At 51.8% G+C, this 20,700-nt stretch carries 15 protein-coding genes; 12 read left to right on the forward strand and 3 right to left on the reverse strand.

Translation table 11 applies throughout. The annotated features are described in order from the left end of the window. Positions 1-305: 305 nt before the first annotated feature. The 12 genes from PKX57_RS07020 to PKX57_RS07075 all read left to right on the forward strand — a co-directional run bounded on the left by PKX57_RS07020 (position 306) and on the right by PKX57_RS07075 (position 15,836). A complete protein-coding gene (locus PKX57_RS07020) occupies positions 306-2,525 on the forward strand; it encodes a Kelch repeat-containing protein (RefSeq protein WP_214050409.1) in 2,220 nt (739 codons plus the stop codon). A 371-nt stretch (positions 2,526-2,896) separates the two neighbouring features. Beyond that, entirely contained in the window at positions 2,897-3,769 is an 873-nt protein-coding gene (locus PKX57_RS07025) for an alpha/beta fold hydrolase (RefSeq protein ID WP_213921421.1), read from the forward strand. A gap of 180 nt (positions 3,770-3,949) precedes the next feature. Continuing rightward, positions 3,950-4,606 (forward strand): TetR/AcrR family transcriptional regulator, encoded by a 657-nt coding sequence (locus PKX57_RS07030; RefSeq protein ID WP_472413911.1) that lies wholly within the window; start codon positions 3,950-3,952, stop codon positions 4,604-4,606. After that, complete coding sequence (locus tag PKX57_RS07035; RefSeq protein WP_213921101.1) at positions 4,593-5,447, forward strand: ATP-binding cassette domain-containing protein; 855 nt, start codon at positions 4,593-4,595, stop codon at positions 5,445-5,447. Before PKX57_RS07030 ends, PKX57_RS07035 begins: the two co-directional genes overlap by 14 nt. Beyond that, positions 5,444-6,487 (forward strand): ABC transporter permease, encoded by a 1,044-nt coding sequence (locus PKX57_RS07040; RefSeq protein WP_472416534.1) that lies wholly within the window; start codon positions 5,444-5,446, stop codon positions 6,485-6,487. The genes PKX57_RS07035 and PKX57_RS07040 overlap by 4 nt, the downstream gene beginning before the upstream one ends. A gap of 14 nt (positions 6,488-6,501) precedes the next feature. Next, positions 6,502-7,512: an ABC transporter permease gene (locus PKX57_RS07045; protein ID WP_213921103.1), complete on the forward strand. Its 1,011-nt coding sequence runs from the start codon at positions 6,502-6,504 to the stop codon at positions 7,510-7,512. A 341-nt stretch (positions 7,513-7,853) separates the two neighbouring features. Continuing rightward, complete coding sequence (locus PKX57_RS07050; RefSeq protein WP_169698655.1) at positions 7,854-9,017, forward strand: Gfo/Idh/MocA family protein; 1,164 nt, start codon at positions 7,854-7,856, stop codon at positions 9,015-9,017. Positions 9,018-9,028: 11 nt separating this feature from the next. After that, positions 9,029-10,021: a sugar phosphate isomerase/epimerase family protein gene (locus PKX57_RS07055; RefSeq protein ID WP_472416536.1), complete on the forward strand. Its 993-nt coding sequence runs from the start codon at positions 9,029-9,031 to the stop codon at positions 10,019-10,021. An 11-nt stretch (positions 10,022-10,032) separates the two neighbouring features. After that, complete coding sequence (locus tag PKX57_RS07060) at positions 10,033-11,526, forward strand: sugar ABC transporter ATP-binding protein (protein WP_472416538.1); 1,494 nt, start codon at positions 10,033-10,035, stop codon at positions 11,524-11,526. Position 11,527: 1 nt separating this feature from the next. Continuing rightward, positions 11,528-12,502, forward strand: a complete 975-nt coding sequence (locus tag PKX57_RS07065) for an ABC transporter permease (RefSeq protein ID WP_472416540.1) — start codon at positions 11,528-11,530, stop codon at positions 12,500-12,502. A gap of 74 nt (positions 12,503-12,576) precedes the next feature. Next, positions 12,577-13,539, forward strand: a complete 963-nt coding sequence (locus PKX57_RS07070) for an ABC transporter substrate-binding protein (RefSeq protein ID WP_472416542.1) — start codon at positions 12,577-12,579, stop codon at positions 13,537-13,539. Between the two features lie 185 nt (positions 13,540-13,724). Further along, positions 13,725-15,836 carry a VIT domain-containing protein gene (locus PKX57_RS07075; RefSeq protein ID WP_472416544.1) on the forward strand — a complete coding sequence of 704 codons (2,112 nt, stop codon included), beginning with the start codon at positions 13,725-13,727 and terminating at the stop codon, positions 15,834-15,836. Between the two features lie 50 nt (positions 15,837-15,886). Here the strand turns inward: PKX57_RS07075 and PKX57_RS07080 are convergent, their stop codons facing one another. The 3 genes from PKX57_RS07080 to PKX57_RS07090 form a co-directional block, all read right to left on the reverse strand. Further along, on the reverse strand, positions 15,887-19,456 hold the full coding sequence (locus PKX57_RS07080) for a S8 family peptidase (RefSeq protein WP_472416546.1): 3,570 nt from the start codon (positions 19,454-19,456) through the stop codon (positions 15,887-15,889). A 232-nt stretch (positions 19,457-19,688) separates the two neighbouring features. Continuing rightward, positions 19,689-20,186 carry a ferritin-like domain-containing protein gene (locus PKX57_RS07085; RefSeq protein WP_472416548.1) on the reverse strand — a complete coding sequence of 166 codons (498 nt, stop codon included), beginning with the start codon at positions 20,184-20,186 and terminating at the stop codon, positions 19,689-19,691. After that, on the reverse strand, positions 20,183-20,700 hold a 518-nt coding region (locus PKX57_RS07090), incomplete at its 5' end, for an FAD-dependent oxidoreductase (RefSeq protein ID WP_472416550.1). The genes PKX57_RS07090 and PKX57_RS07085, both read right to left, overlap by 4 nt.

A 20,700-nucleotide genomic window follows, 5' to 3' on the forward strand; every position in this document is an offset into this window, starting at 1 on the left:
CACGTGCTCGGCCGGAAGGTCACCGACTACAGGAGCGATTACTGGTTCAAATAATTACTTCATAGAATCCCAAAAAGCTCTCCGGATCTGGAGGCTCAAGGCGGGCCGGACACGTGCCGTTCAGTTCAAACTCGACTATCGCCCGGCTTTCCGGTCCGGTTATCGGAGTGCGACAGTTGCGGCCCGTTATCGGCGAACAACTCCGCCCGGTCGTGTCTTCAACTTCAACTTGGACGAGCGACACAAAGCGAATATAATCGAGGTGGATTCAGCAAGAGGCACTTACTGAATAGGGGGTGTTTGAGATGAAACGGGCGCTCGTTGTTATCGTTCTCGTAACTCTGATACCGCTGATAGTGTTCTCTTCACTTATCCACACGGCCGAAGACGGGGTAATAAGGGGCACGATAAAATCTTATCGGGACGGGGTTCTCACCTTCCAGCTGGCCGCCGCCAGAGTAGATGTAGATCTGGACATAGCGAAGGTCCTGAAGATCTCCTTCGACGAGAAGACCATCAGGGGGCAGGGCCTGGTGATGAAGAACGGCCTGAACATACCTTACACCATCCTCGTCTCCATAGAGGATGGCAAGGCGATCTTCGCCCTTCCCTTCGGCATGATGTACGTCGATTCCCTTGAAAAACTGGCCTTCCTCAACACCCAGGACTTTACGGAACTTTCGCTACCGGAGGAAAAGGACTTCCTGGTCGAAACGGTTACGGAGGCGAAGTTCGAAGCGGCCCTCGAAAAAGCGGAGGGAGACGGGTATCACTTCGCCTCTCCCTACGGTACACTGATCGTGCCGGCCTCCCACATAACAAAGATGAGGATCGGGCAGGGTCCTTACAGTGAGTCTGGAACAACTCTTCCGGGAAACGTCGTGATAGACGGCGCAATTCACAGCTTCGACGGCAAGTATCACACGTTGAAGACGGACTTCGGAGAGATCAAGGTTCTCGCCGGAGCCCTGAACTCATGGGTCAACGAAGCGCCCGGCGATCCGATAGAGGCCGAGTCTTTCCTGATCTTCAAGAACCTCCAGCAGGTCACCGGCTCGGTACGGAACTGGTCGAGTGGAACGGTGGAGTACGCGACTCCCTGGGGAGCACTGCAGATACCGCAGAACGAAATAGCGCAGATAATCATGGGAAAGTCGATAGGTCTGCAGATAACGACGACGCCCTCCGGGGCCGACGTCTCCTTCGACGGAGAACCGACAGGAAAGAGTCCCGTCCTGATCTCCACGCTCACCGAGGGGAAGCACACCCTGGTCGTTTCCATGCCCGGCTACCGGACGGTCGAACGCGAGGTTTACACCACTCCTATGATGTACTCGCAGATAGAGGTCGTCCTGGAGTATGGGAACTTCTGGGAGACTAAAACACCGATGCCGACGGCCAGGAGCAGCCACGGCGCGGTGGTCTGTGATGGAAGGATCTACGCGATAGGCGGCTTCGACGGAAACAGCCGCCTCAACAGAGTCGAAGCGTACGATCCCGCTACCGACGGCTGGACCGAAGTCGCGCCGATGCCGACTGCCAGGAGCAGTATAGCGGCCGTTCTCTGCCAGGATAGAATCTACGTGATAGGCGGCCACGACGGAAGCAAACGCCTCAGCAAAGTCGAAGCATACGATCCCGCCTCGAATGCATGGACGACAGTTTCGCCTATGGAGACTGCCCGAAACAGCCTCACGGCGGTGGCTTACGAAGAGAGGATCTACGTGATAGGCGGGTTCGACGGCAGCAAGAGCCAGAGCAGAGTAGATGTGTACGATCCCCGCACCGACAAGTGGAGTTCGGCCGCACCGATGCCCACCGCGAGGTACGGACTGGCCGCGGTGGTTTACGGCGGCAGGATATACGCCATGGGCGGTAACGACGGAAGCGTCCGGCTCGACAGGGTCGAAGTTTACGATCCCGCCACCGACGGCTGGACAGAAGTCGCGCCGATGCCGACGGCCAGAGAGTGGTTGACGGCCGTAGTTTATGGCGAGAGGATCTACGCCATAGGCGGGTACTCCGGAAGCGTATCTAACAGAGTCGAGGTTTACGACCCCGCTAACGACAGCTGGATCGAGGCCGTGCCGATGTCGGCCGGAAGGGAGTGGTTCGCTGCGGTGGTCAGTGAGGATTGGATCTACGCGGTTGGCGGATCGGACGGAAAGAACCATTTGAACAGGGTCGAAGCGTACAACCCCGCCGGAATACCTCCCGTCGCCTCATCGACAGAGGTCGCCGACGATCTTGCGGATCGGGCCGAGTTCGATCTCCGACTCGTTGTGGTCGCCCCTATAACGGCCGACTTCTACCTGGGCGAGAGCCACGATCTGGAAATAGAACTGGTTGGACCGACTAACTTCAAAGAATCCTTTGAAAATGTTGCCTCAGGCGATCCGAACACCGTGACGATCGCCTCCCTGAAGGCCGGAACGTACGAGATAAGGACGAAGTGGGGAGACGCGAGCAGAACCTGGACCGTCGAACTGAACGACGGTGAATCGACCGTGAGATTCATGATGTAAGAGTGAACTCTTAACCTTTCGAAATTATCCCGTGTAATCTGCCCTAAAATCCCGTTCGGAATTCACGAACGGGATTTTTTCTGCCAGAGATGGACCTGCCATCCTGAGAAAGGCCGGGGACGGCTGTCGAAGCTCAGGTAGTATAATCGATTATATATAAATGTGGGAGGTAGGAGCAGTACTGCTAACGAGAAACTGTCGGATAACATTGGCGATGGGAGAATTAATCCGTAAGGAGGCAGACTATATGTTAGTCTGCATTGTTGTAAGAAAACTAAAACTTGTAGAAAGATCATCATCGCTATTATGCGAAAGGAGGGAAGCGTCATTCCTCACCGGGCTAAAGCACGGTGATGAATGACACTGTTTAGATGAAGAAGTCGATTATTTCCGTAATTACTCTTCTGTCGGCATCGCTTTTCGCTCAGGGCGTTCCGGAGTTGTATTCCGCACCCGTCAAGAAAGCGCAGGTAGGCGCCATAGAAATGGCTTACAAGGTCTTTGGAAGCGGCGCCCCTCTGCTTATGATCGCAGGTTACGGATCGCCTCTGGAGAGCTGGGACCCGTACGTAGTTTCCGCGCTCTCTAAAGAGTTCACCGTGATAGTCTTCGATAACAGGGGCATCGGAAGATCGACAACTTCTGACGAGGCCCCTTCGATAGAGTTGTTTGCGAAAGACGCCGCTGATCTTGTCAGAACCATAGGCTTTGAAAAGGTCAGCCTCGTGGGATGGTCCATGGGAGGTTACATCGCGCAGGAGTTCGCCCTCAATTATCCGGAGCTGACCGACAAACTGGTTCTTCTCTCGACTAGCTGCGGAGGAGACGAGTCGGTGCCTCCTTCGGATGAAGCGGTTTCCATGCTTCAGAACATGGGGGATCCACAGGTGCTTCTGAAAGTGCTCTTCCCTGCCGACTGGACGCTTGCCCATCCGGAGGTGGCGGCGAGGTTTACGGCCGCTTCCGGTCAGGATGGAGCCGGCGACCAAAACCAAAGAGGTATAGCCGATCAATACGTTGCCGTGGGTAACTGGAGTGGGACCTGCGAGAGGCTGAAATCGATCGAGTCCGACACCATGATAATAGCGGGAACGGAGGATATCATACTCCCCGTGAAGAACTCGCTGATCCTCGCCGAAGCGATAGAGGGCTCATGGCTCGTGAGATTGAAAGACGGCGGACACGGTGCGATTTATCAGTTCCCCGAAAGAATCGCCGATCTGCTGATTACCTTTTTGAAGTAACCCGTTCACCGACAGGCTCCCGAAATCTCTGCCTCAAAAAACAGTCAGGTCTCGATGTCATGCGGATCGTGGATAGCTTTCGCTCATCTCTTCATATGATCTTAACATGACCGATCGGTCATGTACATTGACCGCCCGTTCTTTTTGATGTAATATATGACCGAGAAGTCATATGACCAAGTGGTCATAAAGAGGGTGATCGCGATACCAAAAGAGACGTTTTTCAATCTACCGCTCGAGAAGAGAGAAAGGATCATCGAAGCGGCGATAGACGAGTTTTCAAGAAACGACTACCGCGAGGCGAAGATTAACGAGATAGTCAGGCTGTCTTCTATACCCAAGGGTAGTTTCTATCAGTACTTTGAAGATAAGAAGGATCTGTTCAAGTATGTGATCGATCTGCTCTACGAGAAAAAGATGGAGGCGATATCAAACGTTATGAACTCGGCCGTGAACACGAGTGCTTTTCAGGTGCTCAGGTTAATGGCTGAGGCGGCGATCGAGATGGCCGAGGAGAATCCAAGGTTATCGAAGATAGGAGACAGACTCATGGCCGATCCGGCTCTTATGAGAGAAGTTTTCGAAGACTACAGGCCATCGAGTGACGGGCTTATGGAAGGCCTAGTGAGACAGGGCATAGAGAGGGGCGATATCGCGCCCTGGGTAGATCCCTCGCTGGCGGCCAGGCTGATTACGGCCTTTTTACTCGCGCTCGGAGATGCGGTCAGAGAATCGGGATCCGGCAATCTGACGGAAGAGGCGAGAAAGAAGTTCTACTCGATGGTCGATATTCTTGAAAAAGGAATGAGGAGGAGAGAACAAGATGATAGAAGTTGAAGGACTGTACCATTCTTACACGAACGATGAAAGATATGCCGTCAAGGGTGTGTCGTTCAATATAAAAGAAGGCGAGATCTTCGGCTTTCTGGGACCGAACGGCGCGGGCAAATCGACCACGCAGAAGGTTCTGACGGGATTGCTCCCACTGCAACGGGGCTCTGTGAAGATAGCCGGTAAGGATGCGGGTAAACCCGATTCGAGCTTTTACAATATGATAGGCGTTTCCTTTGAGCAACCTAACCTGTACAGGAAACTGACGGGACTGGAGAACCTGGACTACTTCGCGAAGATGTACGATGTTCCAACTGAAGATCCCATGGAACTGCTGAGGATGGTCGGTCTAGAAGAGGCCGCTTCGAAAAGGGCGGGAGAGTACTCCAAGGGTATGCAGCAGAGACTGGTTTTCGCCCGCTCCCTGATAAACAAACCGAAGATCTGGTTCCTAGACGAGCCGGTTTCGGGGCTAGATCCGACCACTTCGGCAACGATCAAAGAAATAATCAAACGAAAGAAGAGCGAGGGCGTGACCGTATTTCTCACGACCCACAACATGTATATAGCCGAAGAGCTCTGCGACCGCGTAGCCTTCATAGTCGCCGGAGAGATATCGCTCATCGATTCTCCGCGCAACCTTAAGCTACAATACGGGCAAAAGCTGGTCGAAGTCGAATACAGACTCGACGGGAGCGTCAAGAAAGAGAGTTTTTCTCTGCTTCAGGGAAGCGACAAAGCGAAACTCAACACCCTGATAGAAAAAGGGACGATCGAGACTATGCATTCGAAAGAAGCGACTCTCGAAGAGATATTCATCGGGGTGACTGGCAGGGAGCTGAGATGATGAGACTGGCTGCCAATACTTTGAAGGAGCTCAGACTGGGCTGGCGGAGTTATTACTTTCTTCTCGTCGTCGGAGTCGCGATCGCGTACTTCCTTCTGGTGACCTTTCTCATTCCCGAAGATCTCACCGTGAGCCCGGATGTGGTGGTCCTGAACGAGATGGAAGAAGGCTCTCAGGTCATGGAAAATCTCTTCGGAGGCGATATGGAGAGCGACAAACTTTTGCTGGCCAAGGATAGAGACGATCTTGAGAAAACAATGAACCGGCGTTTTAACAGTGTCGGAATAGTTTTGAAAGGCTCTATAAGAGAGCCGGGTTTCGAACTGGTCTTTCAGGGTCATGAGAGCCAGGATATCAGGGAGCTGCTGAGACTTTCAATATTGCAGAGAACGGGCACTCTCCGCTCGGAAGAAGGATACAATATCGAGTATCTTGAAGACCGAAAACCCGTCGATGAAGCGATCCCCTTCAACAAGTCCTTTCTCCCGGTTCTCTTGATGTCCGAGGCGGTAATGCTCGGAATGTTCCTGGTCTTTGCCATGATCTTCGGCGAGAAGTCCGAGGAAACTATAAAAGCCTACAGCATCACCCCGGGGAGGATATGGGAGTATCTGGGAGCCAAGGTCATCGTGCTCGCGATTCTTGGAGTGCTCTTCACTCTCATACTGACTCCTATGGTCGTCGGAATCGGTCCGAGGTACGGCGAGTTATTGCTGATAGTCGTTGTCGGAAGCACCCTTTCAACATCTATAGCGCTTATCTTTGCGAGTTTCTATAACAACCTCTCCCAGTCGCTCGTTCCCATGCTTGGGCTGAGTCTCGTGTTCGGTCTGCCGATGATATCCTTTTTCATTCCAGGATTCTCGCCCTGGTACCTCAGGATTCTGCCCACTTACACCATACTTTTCGCGCTCAAGGGGGCCGTCTTCCCGGGTTCAATCCAAGTTGGCATCTCCAGCCTTTGGCTGATAGCGCTTGAGGGAGCGATCGCCTTCACGATCGCCGTGCTTGTTTACGGGCAGCGAGTCCGAAAAAATTGAAGGGAGATGGTTTGATGAATGTGAGAAGAGTTCTCAATATATTCAGACTGGACACTTTGAACAGCCGCAGGGACAAAGTGATGATCTACACACTGCTGGCGCCAATAATACTGACGATCGTATTCAAATTGATATCGCCGGATTTTCAGAGCCTGTCGATCGATTTCATCGTACCGGAGAGTGAGGCCGAACTGGCCGTTCAGCTGGACAGGTACGCAAACGTAGAAAAGGTAGCCGGCATACGGGAAATGAAGGATGCGGTAGCCCGTGGAGGCGACCGGATTGGAGTCTATGAGAGCGGGGGGAAGTATGTCCTGGTTATGCAGGGCGACGAATCGCCACAGGCGCGTGAACTGGCGGAGCTGGCGATTTCGGCCGTACTCCAAGGAGACACATCCTTGATAAATATCGACTTCAGCGACAACGGCAGAGTGATACCGCCGGTTACGCTCTTCGGCTTCAGCTTTGTGGTCATACTCTCCTTCACGCTGGGAGGCTTTATCATAGGGTTCAATATAATCGAAGAGAAAGAGAGCGGAGCCATGAGGGCTTTGATGGTAACGCCAGTTTCGAAGGCCGAGTTCCTTCTGGGAAGGAGCATAATGGGAATCTCCGTGCCGATAATCCACGCGCTTCTGGCCGTCTTGATCTTCGCAATAGGCGGTCTGGATATACTCAAGCTCATAATGGTGACTGTCGTGAGTTCGGTCATAGGCATCGTGATGGGTTTTTTGATCGGAGTCATGTCTTCCAGTCAGATGACCGGTCTTGCGAATATGAAGATAAGCGTTCTGCTTCTGTTGATGCCCGTTATGATTGCTTTTGTTTTGCCCGAAAACAGACAGTTCATATTCTACTGGTCTCCGACTTACTGGTCGTTTGCGGCGTTGAAGGATATTCTTACACGGAGCGCCGAATGGGGAGGTTTTCTACTGCAACTTCTGTGGATTTCTCTCACGACCGGACTGCTTTTCCTGTTCATGAGGGGAAAGATAAAGAGCGGACTCAAGACTTATCAGAGTTGAAGCGGGAGAAATTCCCGCTTCAATTTCATCTACAAAATCACTTCGGTTGAAGTAGATATTTTTATGGGGCAAAAAATAAAATACTCCGCAACCTTCTCTGTACAATATTCGTTTTCTGGCTTCCTGAACGATCTGAGTCGATAATTACCCATCTGGTCAGATCAATCGTTCTTTGATCGTTCTCTGATAATTTTATTCCATTTTCCTCTTTCTATATTACCGTGATGGCATACCAGAAATGAGTGAATCTTTGGCTATAATTTCAATAATAGGAGATTCCTCTTATTTCTTCGTGAATCTGACAGGAAAGAACAAACAAATACGAACTAGAGGTGAGAATTATGATTGAAGGAAAGGAAATTGCCTCTGCAGGTCAGCTGAGATATGGAATGCTTGGGGGTGGAGAAGGCTCTTTCATTGGCGACGTACACAGAAAGGCGATCGCCATGGACGGTCTGGCACAACTCGTTGCCGGCTGTTTCTCGATAGATTACGAAGACACTCTCAGAACGGCGAAAAAACTTCGCGTCGCTGACGACAGGGTTTACAAAGACTACGTTGAAATGGCCAGGAAGGAGTCGGGCAGAGAAGACTGCATAGACTTCGTAGATATCGCGACACCCAACAACACGCATTATCCAATTGCAAGAGAGTTTCTAAATGCCGGCATAAACGTTGTCTGCGAGAAACCGTTGACCATAGATCTGGCGCAGGCCGAAGAACTCGCCGCACTGGCGAGGAAAAAGGGATTGCTCTTCGCCGTCACTTACACCTACTCCGGTTATGTGATGGTGAAACAGGCAAGAGAAATGATACGGCGGGGTGATATTGGAGAGATCAGGGTCGTAATGGGTGAGTACGCCCAGGACTGGCTGGCCACACGTCTGGAGGACACTGGGAATATGCAGGCCTCCTGGAGGACCGATCCCTCCCAGACTGGCCGATCCAACTGCGTCGGGGATATAGGAAGCCACATAGAGAATACGGTATCATACATGACCGGATTGAAGATCAAGTCCCTGTGTTCCAGTCTGGACTCTTTCGTTCCCGGTCGTAAGCTCGACGACAACGCCGAGATACTAGTGAGATTCGACAACGGCGCCAGGGGCGTTTACTGGGCATCGCAAGTTGCAGTGGGTCACGACAACGGACTGAGAGTGAGGATCTTCGGAAGCAAGGGATCCATAGAGTGGGAACAGGAAAACCCCAACTACCTCAGGGTGGCCTATATCGGTGAGCCGGTTCAGATACTTTCCAGGGGCGGAAGCTATATGTTGCCGAACGCCGCAAAGACGTCTCGGATCCCGGCGGGTCATCCCGAGGGTTATTACGAAGCCTTCGCCAACATCTACCGCAACTTCGCAACTGCGCTGATGAAAAAGAAAAAAGGTGAAGATATTTCCGACGCGGATTTTCCGAGCGTGGAAGATGGACTCGAGGGAGTCAAGTTCATAAGCAAAGCTGTCGAGAGTTCTGAAGCCGGCAGCGTATGGATAGACATGTAGGAGGGATATTTATGGGAAAGAGACCGGTTACTCTCTTTACGGGTCAATGGGCCGATCTGACCTTTGAGGAGATCTGCAAAAAAGCCAGTTCCTGGGGCTACGACGGCCTCGAAATAGCCTGCTGGGGCGATCATATGGATCTAGAAAGGGCCGCGACCGATCCCGCTTATGTGGAGAACAGGAAGAGTATCCTCGAGAAGTACGATCTGAAGTGCTGGGCGCTCGGCGCCCATCTGGAGGGGCAATGCGTGGGGGATCTGTACGATTCGAGGCTCGACGGCTTCGCACCGGACAGTTGCAAGGGCGACCCCGAAAAGATAAGAGCCTGGGGCATAAAACAGATGACGTTCGCCCCCACAGCCGCAAGAAATATGGGCTGCTACACCGTCACCGGTTTCACCGGCTCTCCGGTATGGAAATTCTGGTATTCCTTCCCCCAGACAACGGAAAAGATGGTAGAAGACGGTTATAAAGAGATATTCGATCTCTGGACGCCGATATTCGACAGATTCGACGCCGAAGGGGTGACCTTCTCCCTGGAAGTCCATCCCACGGAGATCGCTTTCGATTACTACACGGCGAAGAAACTGCTCGAGGTCTTCAAATACAGAAAGACGCTCGGCTTCAACTTCGATCCAAGCCACCTGATCTGGCAGGGTGTGAAACCCCACCTCTTCATACACGATTTCGGCGACAGGATCTACCATGTCCACATGAAAGACGCGGCCGTCACGCTGGACGGCAGGGCCGGAATCCTCGGCTCCATGCTGACTTTCGGTGATAACCGGAGAGGCTGGAACTTCAGGTCGCTCGGTCACGGCCATGTCGATTTTGAAGAGATAATAAGAGAGCTGAACAACATCGGGTACTCGGGGCCTCTCTCGGTAGAATGGGAAGACAGCGGTATGGAGAGGGAGTACGGAGCCCGCGAAGCGGCACAGTTCGTTAGGAAGGTGGATTTCGAACCTTCCAACATAGCCTTTGACGATGCACTTAGAAGCTGAGGAGCAGGAGAATGGGAGAGGTCTTGATAAAGACTTCGGGGATCGCCAAGGAGTTTTCCGGGGTCAGGGTTCTAGACGATATAAACATAGAGATAGAGAAGGGCGAGATTTTCGGGATAATCGGTGAAAACGGCGCCGGAAAATCTACCCTGGTCAAAATCTTCAGCGGGATCTACAACCCTACCAAGGGAAAGCTCTTCTTCGAAGGCCGGGAAGTCGAGATCAAGGATCCCATACACGCCAAAGCTATCGGAATATCTCTCATTCCCCAGGAGTTCAACCTGATAAACGAACTCAACGTTTACGAGAACATCTTTCTCGGAAGCGAACTCACCGGTAAGGGCTTTCTGGCCAAAAAGGATATGAAGAAGAGAACCAGGGAACTCCTCAAGGAACTCGAGACTACTATTAACCCCGACGAAAAGATAGAGAGGCTCAGTGTGGCGCAGAAACAGATGGTGGAGATAGCCAAGGCCCTGGCCCACGATTCGAAGCTTTTGATCATGGATGAACCGACGACCGTCCTCACGCAGAACGAGATAAACATACTCTTCAACCTTATGAGGAGACTCAAAGAACGGGGCGTAACCATCATCTATATCTCTCACAAATTGAAAGAAGTGAAAAGCATTTGCGACCGCGTGATGGTCCTCAGGGACGGTATCACGATAAGCGTAACCGGGACCGCCGAACTGGACGAGCATGAGATGGCGAAAAGAATGGTGGGAAGAGAGTTGAGCCAGGTCTTCCCCGAAAAGACCAAACCGTCAGACGAAATTGTTCTTGAAGTCAGGAACCTCTCCGTGCGAGGTCTTCTGAAGAATATCTCTTTCGACTTGAAGAGAGGAGAGATCCTGGGATTCGCAGGTCTGGTGGGGGCAGGGAGAACGGAGCTGGCCGAAGCGATCATCGGCATACGAAAGAAAGAGACCGGCACCATCAACATCAAAGGAAGGGCCGTAGAGATAAAATCTCCCAGCGATGCCGTAAAAAACAAAATAGCCTATCTGTCGGAGGATCGTCAGGGTAGCGGAATACTTGTCTCCTTCGATATAATAGGCAACACGACTTTGATATCACTGCCGGCTTACTCCAGGATACTCATAAACCACAAGCTGGAAAAGGAAAAGACCCAGCAGTACGTGGATAAATTCAACATAAGGGCAGCATCTCTAAAAACAAGGCTCGAATTTTTCAGCGGCGGGAATCAGCAGAAGGTTTCACTCGCCAAGTCGCTAGATCCGCAACCGGAGATCTTCATTTTCGATGAACCCACAAGAGGAATAGATGTCAACGCCAAAAGAGAGATCTACCGGTTCATCAACGAGCTCGTAAAGGAAGGGGTTTCGTGTATCATAATATCCTCCGAGCTCGAGGAGATAATCGGTATGAGTAACCGCGTTGTCGTTATGAAAGAGGGCACGGTCACAGGTATCCTGGAGGGAGAACATATAAACGAGGAAGAAATAATGCTTCACGCGACTGGACTCAAGGGGGTTGCATGATATGGCCGTTGAAACTTCCAGAAGACGTTTTGAATACGAGAGGTTCGGTCCACTGATAGCTCTCGCCGTACTGTTTATAATCTCAGCGATAGCGAGTCCTTACTTTCTACAGGTGCAGAACCTGCTGAACATAATGAGGCAGGTTTCCTACACGGGGATAATCGCTCTCGGCATGACTTTCGTGATAATTTCCGGAGGGATCGATCTCTCCGTCGGTTCTATGGTTGCCCTCGTCGGAGGCGTGGTTATACTGACTCTGAACTGGGCGATAGGAGTCTTTGGGGCCGCCGCCGAGGCATGGGCCATATTCTTCGCTCTGGTAGTTGGAATACTCTTCGGTGCGGGACTCGGCGCTCTCAACGGGCTCATGATCACACTGGGCAAGATCGCTCCCTTCATAGCCACACTGGGCACTATGGCCATATTCAGGTCAATGGCGTTGTATGTGGGTTCGGCAGGAGTTTTTAGATCCCAGAGCAACCTCTTCCCCGACCTGGGGATGGGAAAGATACTGGAGATACCCAATCCGGTCGTGGTTTTCATAGTTCTCGCGATAATCTTTTCTGTGATCCTCAAGCAGACGCGTTACGGCCGGTACCTGTGTGCCGTCGGTTCAAATCCAAAGGTCGCGAAGTATTCGGCCATAAAGGTCAATCTCACCAGGTTTATCTCGTATGTAACGGTCGGAATCACCGTTGGCTTCTCGGCCGTTTTCCTCTCGGCAAGATTGAACTCCATGAGTTCGACAACAGGTGGGTCCAACTACGAGCTTGACGCGATAGCCGCCGTCATAATCGGCGGAACGCCCATGACTGGAGGGACGGGGTCGATCTTCGGTACGGTGATCGGTGCGATCACTCTGGGTATAATCAACAACATGCTCAACATGCTGGGCGTATCGCCTTATCTGCAGGGTACGGTTAAGGGTATAGTTATCATCGGTGCAGTTTTGATCCAGCGCAAAAAGAACCAGTAGCATCGTCGGAAAAATTCGGTATTAATGTATTTATGGGATACAAGACGAATTACTACCCAAAAGGAGGTGTTTTTGTGAAAAAAGCGTTGGTACTTACTATTCTCGTGGTTTTCCTTCTCTCCGCTTTTGCCTTTGCGGCCGAGAAGATCAAAATCGGAGTGGCAATACCCAGTGCGGATCATGGCTGGACTGGCGGCATCGTCTGGTGGGCACAGAAGGCAATTAAGGACTGGAACGTAAAGGATCCCGATGTAGAGTTCTTCCTGGTGACGGCCGATTCGGCAGCGAAACAGGTCGGAGACGTTGAAGATCTTATGGTAAAGGGTATCGATGCCCTGGTAATACTGGCACACGATTCCGAACCTCTTACCCCGGTTGTTGAAAAGGCCTACAACAGTGGAATCTTCGTGGTATCGGTTGACAGAGGCCTTACCAAGCCTGTCGAGAACGTTTACGTTGCCGGAGACAACCCAGGTCTGGGCCGTGTTTCTGGAGAGTGGCTCGCGAAAGCTCTCAATTACAAAGGCGACATCGTCGTACTGGAGGGAATCCCCTGTGTTATCAACAGCGAAAGAGTCGACGCCTTCAAAGCTGTTATCGCTAAGTATCCAGATATAAGGATTCTCGACTCTCAACCCGCGTACTGGCAGACGGAGAAGGGTCTGGAAATAATGGAGAATTACCTCCAGAAGTACAAGAAGATCGACGCCGTGTGGGCACAGGATGACGATGTGCTAAAAGGTGTTCTCCAGGCCTACAAGGAATCCGGCAGAAACGATATAAAAATCTTCCTCGGTGGCGCCGGCTCCAAGGAAATGGTCAAAAAGGTTATGGACAACGATCCTCTAGTCAAGGCCGACGTGACTTATCCTCCTTCGATGATCGCAACGGGAATATCGATGGCTGTGATGGCTATGAGAGGCGAACAATTGAACGGCTTCTACCAGCAACAGATTCCTTCCAAGATCATTCTGGCCGCCGAACTGATCGTACCGGAAAACGCGGCCAATTACTACGAACCGGATTCGATATTCTAAACTGTCTTCCTACCCTGAGCACATTCCCGGAGATCGAAGTCGATCTCCGGGTTTTTACTTTAGCAGCGTTTCTGTGAGGCTTTACTTTCGCGAACGAGGCCGGAGGTTTTTGTTACTCCCTTTTGAAAACTTTCCGGCTTTCGGAGGCGTCATAAGCTTGCTGAAAGAAAAGGGGGGTGAAACACGTGAAGAAATTGAGTGTCGTAGCGTTCTTGTTGTTGATGGTGGCTCCGCTGGCCGCCAACGGAGTGGTGGTACCTCCGCATCCGGTTGAACCGGGAACCGGTGGCTTCAAGATGAATTATCACAATGTTGATATCACTCTCGAGAATGGAATAGCGAGGGTAAAAATCGAGGAAGAGTTCGAGAACGTTTCCAACCGCAGACTGGAAGCTGTTTATCTCTTTCCCATACCTTCTTCGGCAGTTATAAGCGATTTCGTGATGAAAGTGGGGGACCAGGTCTTCAAAGGCGAGGTCCTTCCGGCCGACGAGGCGAGAAAGATATACCAGGAGATCGTGGCCAAGTTGAAAGACCCGGCTCTTCTCGAATACGTCGGCAGCCAGTTGATCCGCCTGAGCGTCTTTCCCTTCGAGCCGGGTGAAAAGCGGCAATTCCATATAGAGTACACACAACCGCTGGAGATCTCTTCCAACGCTTACACCATGATCTATCCCTTGAAAATCGACAGCTTTCTAACGGCTCCGATAGGTAAGGTGAGCATTAGAATCAAGACAACCGACGAAATAGCCGAGGTCTTTTCACCGACGCATGCCCTGAAAGAGGTCCAGGCGTCCGGAAGAGAGTACATCTTCCAGGCGGAGGATTTTGTGCCGTCTTCCGATGTCGCAATGATCTTCACCGCTTCAACCGAAGAGATTCCCTCCTCTGTCGCCACTTTCTGGGATGAGAAAGCCGGAGAGGGTTATTTCCTGTTGACTCTCATACCTAGATTGAAGGAAGAGCGCATCATTCCCAAGGATGTTGTCTTCGTGCTTGATATCTCCGGCTCGATGTACGGCGAAAAGATAGAGCAGGCAAAGAGGGCTCTAGAACAGGTGTTGCAGATGCTGAGGAGTGACGACCGTTTCGCGATCGTGACCTTCGATGACGGGATATACGACTTGACAGGCGGGCTGCTGAGCGCCTCGGAAAAGGGCGTGTGGATAGAGAAGGTTCGCAGGATCCAGGCCGACGGGATGACGAACATCTACGGCGCCCTCCAAACTAGTATAGATATGTTCAGCAGGGGCGACGAGGGAAGGTTCAAGGTTCTTCTCTTCCTGACGGACGGTGCCCCGACTTCCGGGATAACGGAAACCGGCAGGATAGTCGGCGATGCAACTAACGAAGCCAGGGCCAGGAATATACATCTCTTCTCGTTTGGCGTAGGTACTGGAGTCGTTGCCGAACTTCTGGACCGGCTCGTTCAGGAAAATGCCGGAAGGGTCAGTTACATAGTGGAGGGCGAAAATATCGAGAGTAAAGTGACCGAACTTTACAGGTCGATCGAAACCCCCGCGCTCGAGAACGTCGTGATCTCTATGGAAGGGATAGAAACCGCGAAAATACTACCGACTGGCCCCCATTCGCTCTTCTCCGGTTACGCGCTGAGGTTATCCGGCCTCTTCTTCGAAGAGGGTGACCTTAAAGTTACGGTAGAAGGTACGCGCGGTGGCGAGAGACATACATACGAGTATTATTTCCGGATCGGCAAGATCGCCGAAAATGAATTCGTCTCAAGAATATGGGCACAGAAGAGAATCGCCTCGCTGGCCAATATCTATCGCTACGATAGCAGTCTCAGCGAGAAGGCCAGGGAGGAAGTCGCACAGGAGATAATCGCACTTTCGAAGAAGTTCAATATAATAAATGAATTCACTTCCTTCCTCATAGCTCCCGAAAGACACCTGTCATACAATGCAGTGGTCGACAGAGGGGGTTTGGGAGTCGCCCCACAGACTACGGGATCGGTAATGGCGGCCAAATCAGTCGCCGAAATGGAAATGGACCAGTTCGTCGGAGGCGGTACGTCCGATTACAGGTTCGTCGGAAGTATCGGATTCTACCTAAAGGATGAAGTTTGGATAGAGGACAATCCAGAGGTCGAAAAACTCGTACCGGTAAAGGTAAAAGCGTTCAGTCAGGCTTATTTCGACCTGTTCAACGTTGATGACTGGTTGAAAGAAGTCCTCTCCCTCGGTGAGAAGGTCAAGTTCATATACAAGGGGACTCTCTTCGAGACGGGCGATACGGGTATAGAGAATGAAAAAGAGCTGGAAGAGTTTTTGAAGTAATGGCCAAAAAAAGTGGGAGCTCGCGAGAGCTCCCACTTCTGTCGTTTTTATCAATTTTCAACGATTGGAGCGAACTTGAAATCGATCCAGTTGTCGCCCGTGCTGAGGTTGTACGTTGTTGCGTTATTTATGTTCGGCTTTCCGCCGTTGTAATTGTAGTAGCCGAGCAGGTCTCCCTTGTTGATCGTACCGCTATCATCCATGTCTCTCCAGGCCCAGACCTTCACCTGACTCAGCGTTACGTTGCTGAAGCCGTAGGAGCCGGAATCGGATATCGTCGTGTTGGCTATATCTACACCGGTCGCCGGGTTCCTAAGGAAGACCTTGAATTCCTGCGGAGTGGTTATAGAATCGAGCGCCGCCTGCGCGTTTACCAGTCCGTAACCGTAATAATCGTCTCTTCCTCCCGTTCCCAGATCAGTCGCCGTGTCCCGTAGCGTTTGGCGTATCTCGTCAGGATCGGTGAGTCCGGCCCCCATCAGTAGCGCGACGAGCCCGGTCACGTGTGGCGTGGCCATCGATGTGCCCTGCATGTACATGTAGTTGTTTCCCGCAGGCGTCCAGCCGGTGCTGTATATTCCGTTCGGGTCGGTGTAGGATGTCATCCAGCCTCCCGGTGCAACGACGTCCAGTTCTGGACCGAAGCAGGAGTAATTCGATCTCTTGACGGTGCTTCCGTCTTTCCAGACCGCGCCGACCGCTATCGTTTCAGGGTACTTCGCGGGGTACAGTATGTTACCGTCTCCGTTGTTGCCCGAGGCCGCCACCATGACGACACCGTTCCTGTCGGCGTATTTTATGGCATCGTGGAGCGGTTCGGTCCCGGCCGGTCCGCCGAGACTCATGTTGATTATCTTCGCCCCGTGATCCACCGCGTATATGAGGCTGCTAATAAGAGTGCTGGAGTCTTTTATCCCTCTTATCGGGATTATGGAGATGCCGAAACCTCCCCAGGTGACACCGGCCACTCCCTGTGCGTTGTTCGAAAGCGCCGCCACAGTTCCGGCTACGTGAGTGCCGTGGCTGTCTTCCGAGGTGTTGGGCTCAGAAACGTTCGTGTTGTTGTCTATGAAGTTATATCCGGCGGTGAATACCCCGGTCAGGTCGGGATGGTTTACGCTGAATCCCGAATCGATTATGGCAACCACGACGCTCCTGGAACCGACGGTGTAGTCCCAGGCCTGCGGCAGGTTCATGAGCGGGTAGTTCCACTGCACGGGGTAGTACGTGTCGTTAGGTGTTGTAACCAGCGGATAGAAGAGGTAGTTCCGGGATGCGCTCACCACGCCGGTCAGATTTTCGAGCTCCTTCATTGAAAGATCTGTGCTAACAAGGAGGAACCTCAGGGAATCATCGGCCGATTCGATCCTTCTCAAGATCTCGATACTTCCGGTCGTCGCGGTCTTGAAGGAGCTTTCCGCCTCTTTGAAGGAGGTCACTTTCAGTATGTATTCTCCCTGGACGTACTCGGCCTCTTCGGGAACCGTTCTTATATCGGGGTTGGATATGATCTCGTCCTCATCGAGATCGGCGGTCTTCACGTCTCCCGTGTGCGGAGTCACGTTTCCCCAGATGTTCCTGCCGGCCGCCGCGACGTAATGGGCCACGACGTTTTTGGGAGTATCTATCGTTACGGCCAGCGGGTTGGCGGCCCCTGCGTTGACACCGTTCACGACCCAGTGACTGAAATTGAAACCGGCCTTCTGGGGTGCCGAGAAGTTCACGATCTCTCCGGCGATGTGCCAGCCCGCGCCCGCGATAGCCGTTCCGGCGGGGTTGGACGAAGTCGCCACCAGATACTCCAGCTTCATCTGGGCCGTGTAGGTTATATCCGAATACACGGTGATGTTTCTCGGGTTCTGCGTGTTGAGATCGTTCCACTGCTGGAAGGTGTATCTCGTATCGTCTCCGGCGACCTGACCGGAGGTATCCTTGCTCTGCGGAGAAGTCACGGCTATCTGTGTGGCTGTTCCACTTTCGAGCACCACGCTCTTGGGGGAGGTGTAAGGGGTTCCCCCGATACTTATGTTCAGATTCGTGTGGGGCGAGGTGGTGACCGTCAGCGTGTAATCGGGTTCCTGCAGGGCGAAAACGGCGGTTACCTGATGGGGCCTGTCTATGGTCAATTCCAGCGGTCTCGCGCTTCCCACGTTCTGACCGTTGACCAGCCAGTAACTGAAGTTGTAAGGTCCGAGATCACCCGAGAAATCGAACTGCCAGACGGCTCCTCTAGGTGTCCAGTAAGTCCCTGTCTCCCACAGTGTGGGCGAGGCGCTGACATCGATCCTGTACTCGGTAGTCATGTTGGCGGTGAAGGTTTTATCGGAATCGAGGGTGACGTTTCTCGGATTCTGCGCGCTGCCGTCGTTCCAGTTCACGAATGTATATTTCGAATCGATTCCCGTCATCCACGGCGACACATCTTTTTCCTGGTAGGCGACCACGGCGATCTGCTTGTTGCTTCCACCCTGTACCACCATGCTCTTGGGGGAGGGATAAGCCGTTCCGTCTATTCTCACGTCCAGAGCGATGTCGGGAAGGGTGGTGACCGTCAGGGTGTACTGTACGTCGGCGTTGTACTGCGCGACGACGTTTTTGGGTTCGTTCACCGGAATAATCAGAGGATTCGTATTTCCGACGTTTACACCGTTGACTACCCAGTGGCTGAAAGTGTAACCGGCGAAAGCCGGCGCCGTCAGCGTGGCGTTCGCGTTTTTGTTGTACCAGCCGCCGCCGGTCACGAGAGCACCGACAGGGCTGGAGGAGACGTCGACTTTGTACTGCACTCCCATCTGCGCCGTGTAAGTCACGTTTCCGTTGACCGTGACATTTCTGGGGTTGGTGTTGCTCGCGTCGTTCCACTGCTGGAAGGTGTATTTGGTATCGTTACCGACTACGAACGCTGAACCGTCCCTCTCCTGGGGAGTGTCTACGGAGATCTGCACGACCGCGCCTTCGCTCACCGAAACCGTTCTGGGCGAGTTGTACTGGACACCGGCGATTCTTATGACCAGGCCTGTGTCGGGGGTGGTGGTAACAGTCAGGGTGAATTGCGCGGATACATAATGGGCCACGACGTTTTTGGGTTCGTTCACCGGAACAGTCAAAGGATTCGTATTGCCGATGTTGACACCGTTGACTACCCAGTGGTCGAAAATGTAGCCGGCCATCGCCGGCGCCGTCAGCGTGGCGTTCGCGTTTTTGTTGTACCAGCCGCCGCCGGTCACGAGCGCGCCGGCCGGACTGGATGAGACGTCGACTTTGTACTGAACGTTCATCTGGGCCGTGTACGTGAAATTTCCGTTGACGGTGAAATTTCTCGGGTTGCTGTTGTTTGAATCGTTCCATTGCTGGAAGGTGTATTTGGTATCGTTGCCGACTACGAACGCCGAACCGTCCCTTTCCTGAGGGCTTGTGACCTGGACGTTCACATTCGTTCCCTCCACGTACTTCTGGCTGAAGGGCGTCTGTTGATTGACCAAGTCGATAGTTATCTGCAGCGCCGTATCGGGCGAAGTGGTTATTGTCAAAGTGAAGCTTTTTGGACCGTTGGGACACCCGGTAAGAAGCAACATCAACAGAGCCGCCACCGATGCGAAGAACAGAAGCTTCCTTTTCATTGTACGACCTCCTCTCTAATAGAAAAACTATGGTCATTCTTCACTGCATTGAACGCCAAATATGGAACACGAAAGCAAGAGCGTACTGACGGTGCTGATAGCCAGAGTTGAATTCTGCTATGGTCTTACGCTCGTATAGAAAGATACTATCACTTTTTAAACGTTCAGGTTCCATTCATCGGCTCTGTTCGTTTCCGAAATTCATCGGTGTAGATCGATAATCACCTTTCGATTAAAACGGGTAGAAGCCCAGATCCAGCGCGTTTTTTTCATAGATACGTTCCATAAGTCTTTTCAACAATTCCATGTGTCCCTCTTCCCAAACTCTTAGAGTTGTCAGCAGTTTCTTGGCCCGGTCATCTTCTATCTTTTCCGAGGCCTTGCCGTAATACTCCACGAAGTCTTTCTCTATAAGGTAAGCCATTCTCAGTATCGAAAGATCGGCCAAATCGTTGCTGTAGGTGTTACTGGAAAGAGCCTGTGACTTCAGACGTTCTTTGAAGATTTCGTCCTTTTCTCCGGTTGCTTCGATATTTATGGTCTCATCGGTTTTGAGTTTTTCGATCATTTTCTTTATAAATTCCACATGTGAGGATTCCATCTCCATCAGATACATAAAGGTTTCCCTTGCCAGCACTTGCTTAACTTTTTCCATGTTGCTTTTGTAAAACTCCTGCCCTGATCTTTCAAAACTAAGGGCAAGTTCCAGAATCTTTTTCAGATCACTCACTTCTTCACCCCCGCCAAGAATTCATCGATACCGGTCGCAGCTCTATGGCCGTCGGCAACGCCGTGAATTATATCCGGTCCGTTCACTATGTCTCCTCCAGCAAATAACCACGCTAAAGCAGTCTGTCCCTTTTCGTTAACAAGAATTCTGCCTCTTATGAATTGAATCTCTCCCTTTATTTCGACAGGAAGAAAGTCATAATCTGGAGCTTGACCAATCGCCTCAATAATCATCGTACCTTCTATAGTCGAGAGATCTGATTCATCGAACCGAGGATTAAATCTACTGTCGTCGTCAAAGACCCTTGTACAAGCTATAGTTTTTAATCCGTAGATCTTTCCATCTTTCAACAAAACTTCTTTTGGCCCACGAGATGGAAAGTACTTTATGCCTTCTTCCTTACCTTCGAGAATCTCTTCCAGATCGGCCGGCATCTCTTCCATCGACTCTAGCGATGTTACCTTCACATCGATGTGATTCCTTTCCATTTTCTGTATGCGGGCTACGCTTCTGG

This window comes from Mesotoga sp. (assembly GCF_035363035.1).
In the GTDB taxonomy this organism is placed as follows: domain Bacteria; phylum Thermotogota; class Thermotogae; order Petrotogales; family Kosmotogaceae; genus Mesotoga.